Source organism: Streptococcus intestinihominis (assembly GCF_046824975.1).
In the GTDB taxonomy this organism is placed as follows: Bacteria; Bacillota; Bacilli; order Lactobacillales; family Streptococcaceae; genus Streptococcus.
The window spans coordinates 645216-647896 of sequence record NZ_JBKQBL010000001.1; the positions used below are offsets into that span (position 1 = coordinate 645216).

The 2681-nt window shown below is 36.4% G+C and carries 6 protein-coding genes; all 6 read left to right on the top strand.

Annotated elements, in window-relative coordinates; genetic code table 11:
* A partial coding sequence (locus ACLOR3_RS03200; RefSeq protein WP_412036980.1) for a TRCF domain-containing protein occupies positions 1-452 on the top strand: 452 nt, incomplete at its 5' end.
* A gap of 63 nt (positions 453-515) precedes the next feature.
* Positions 516-782 (top strand): RNA-binding S4 domain-containing protein, encoded by a 267-nt coding sequence (locus tag ACLOR3_RS03205; RefSeq protein WP_023024830.1) that lies wholly within the window; start codon positions 516-518, stop codon positions 780-782.
* Positions 775-1143: a septum formation initiator family protein gene (locus tag ACLOR3_RS03210; RefSeq protein WP_023024832.1), complete on the top strand. Its 369-nt coding sequence runs from the start codon at positions 775-777 to the stop codon at positions 1141-1143. The genes ACLOR3_RS03205 and ACLOR3_RS03210 overlap by 8 nt, the downstream gene beginning before the upstream one ends.
* The gene (locus ACLOR3_RS03215) at positions 1143-1271 is read left to right on the top strand and encodes an SP_0009 family protein (protein WP_411400209.1); all 129 of its coding nucleotides are present in this window, start codon (positions 1143-1145) and stop codon (positions 1269-1271) included. The genes ACLOR3_RS03210 and ACLOR3_RS03215 overlap by 1 nt, the downstream gene beginning before the upstream one ends.
* A complete protein-coding gene (locus ACLOR3_RS03220) occupies positions 1264-2547 on the top strand; it encodes a serine hydrolase (RefSeq protein WP_411400210.1) in 1284 nt (427 codons plus the stop codon). The genes ACLOR3_RS03215 and ACLOR3_RS03220 overlap by 8 nt, the downstream gene beginning before the upstream one ends.
* On the top strand, positions 2547-2681 hold a 135-nt coding region (locus tag ACLOR3_RS03225; protein WP_497867390.1), incomplete at its 3' end, for a PP-loop family protein. The genes ACLOR3_RS03220 and ACLOR3_RS03225, both read left to right, overlap by 1 nt.

Consider the following 2681-nt stretch of genomic DNA (forward strand, 5'->3'; position numbering starts at 1 on the left):
CCTACATTCCAAGTGACTATATTTCCGATGAACGTCAAAAAATTGAAATTTACAAACGTATTCGAGAAATACAAGTTCAAGAAGATTATGAACTGCTACAAGACGAATTGATTGATCGTTTCGGAGAATATCCTGATGTGGTAGCCTATCTCCTAGAAATAGGGTTTATCAAATCTTATCTGGACCAGGTCTTTGTTAAAGTGGTTGATCGAAAAGACAATCAACTAACGGTGAAATTTGAGCCAATTACCAAGCAACTTTTCTTGACTCAAGATTATTTTGCTGCCTTATCAGCAACTAATTTAAAAGCTCGTATTGCAGAAAGCCAAGGATTGATTGAATTAATCTTTGATGTGCGAAATAAAAAAGACTTCGAAATTTTAGAAGGCTTGCGACAATTTGGGGAAAAATTACTGGCCATCAAGCAGGAAAAAATGGAAAAACAAGACTAGAAAGAAAGATTTTACTAGGCTCTTTCTAAAAAAATGGTACAATAATACATTAGAGGTGATACGATGAGATTAGATAAATATTTAAAAGTTTCCCGCATTATCAAAAGACGCCCTGTAGCTAAAGAAGTAGCCGATAAGGGGCGCATCAAAGTCAATGGGGTCCTAGCGAAAAGTTCAACCGACTTGAAGGTAAATGACGAAGTCGAAGTTCGCTTTGGAAATAAGCTATTGACAGTAAAAGTGTTGGAAATGTTAGATAGTACTAAAAAAGAAGATGCGTCTAAAATGTATGAAATCATTCGTGAAACAAGGATAGAAGAAGATGCCTAAAAATATTGTACAAATGAATAATCGGTATATTCAAGACGAACATCAGCGTCAGAAATACCAGAATGAGGAGCGAAAAAAACAGAACCGTTTTATGGGTTGGGTTCTCATTTTAATTATTTTATTGTTTATTCTCCCAACTTATAATCTGGCTCAGAGTTACCAGACGCTTCAAAAACGCAAACAACAATACGTTCAATTGCAAGAACAATATCAGCAAACCCTTGAGGAAAAAGAATATCAAAAGGATATCGTAGAGAAATTGAAGGATGACGAATACGCTGCAAAATATGCACGCGCAAAATATTCCTTCTCTAAAGATGGCGAATATATTTATACGATACCTAATTTATTACCAAAATAATGGAAAATATTGTAAAAACCGTTCAACAATTTCTAGAATATTCTGATACAAAATTAGAAGAGTTAGCTAAAAAAAATCAAGCCTTAAAATTGCAAGAAGAAACTCTGGAAAGGAGCAAGGATGAATAAGTTAGTTTATTGGATGATTTTTCCTACTTTCTTAGTCACCCAACCCTTATCTGATTCATCCCAAGTCCAAGTTCCACTGACTGCTGATTCTTCATACACTAGTCAAATAGGGACTCAGGATCATTTCTTTGTCTCCATACCGTCCAATCCGAATGTTTATCAGCCAATCGTGACCTATTCGGATCCAGAATTGCGTCAAAAAGCTGGGGAAATCAAGCCAGATACTCCCTTTACTGTTGATCAATTGTTTGTGAATGACCAAGGGAAATCTGTTTTTAAATTATCGAATAAACAGTATGTAGTAGCTGATCAAGATCAAATTTACGAAGATTCGATTTTGGAATTAACAGAAGAAAAAAAGACCATGTGGCTGACATCCTCTTTTACAGTTTATGATCAACCCTTGGTAAATGGCGCAAAAAGCAAAAAAACAAGTCTGACTCCCTATAGTAAGGTTGAAATCACCAAGACTGCCAAAACTTTAAAAGGGACCTACCTAGAAATTTCTGGCCAGGGATGGATTGCAAAAGATGAACTTTCTGCTACAGATAATCGGATGGAAAAAGTCCAAGAGATTCTCAATCAGAAGTACAACAAAGACGGAATTGCAGTTTACGTGAAGCAGGTGGATACTGGAAAGACTGCTGGGATACATGAAGATCAGGAAATGTATTCTGCTAGTATAGCCAAGCTCTTGTATTTGTACTATACTCAAAAAGAGGTAAACGAAAACCGTGTAGATTTGCAGACTCCTTTAAAATATATAAAAGAAGTCAATGATTATCCAGGAGCTTATGAACCGGAAGGCAGTGGAAGTATTTCAAAAACACCGGATGATAAGGAATATACCGTCGCTGATTTGATTAATCGGGTGGCAAAAGAATCTGATAATGTTGCGCAAAACATTTTAGGCTATTATGTAACGCATCAATCAGACAAAGAATTTCAAAAGGTGACCAATAAGATTGCAGGAAAAACGTGGAATGTAGAAACTAGAATGGCATCTCCAAAAATGGCAGGAAATGTCATGGAAGCTATCTACCAACAAAATGGTGGAATCATTGATGCTCTGTCAGAGACTCGCTTTGATGATCAACGAATTTCAAAAGATATCCCAGTCAAGGTCGCTCACAAGATTGGAGATGCCTATGATTTCCGTCATGATGTCGCCATTGTTTATACAGAATCACCATTTATTTTAGCTATTTTTACGGATCACTCTGATTACGAGACTATCTCAGCAATTGCCAAAGATATTTATGAGGTCTTACAGTAATGAAAGATAAATTTCTTCAGTTCTGTCTAAAGGAGGGGCTTTTTGAATCTCATCAAAAAGTCCTTTTGGCTTTATCAGGAGGGGTGGACTCCATGACCTTACTGGATTGGCTCTACCATTATCGGCACCAATTA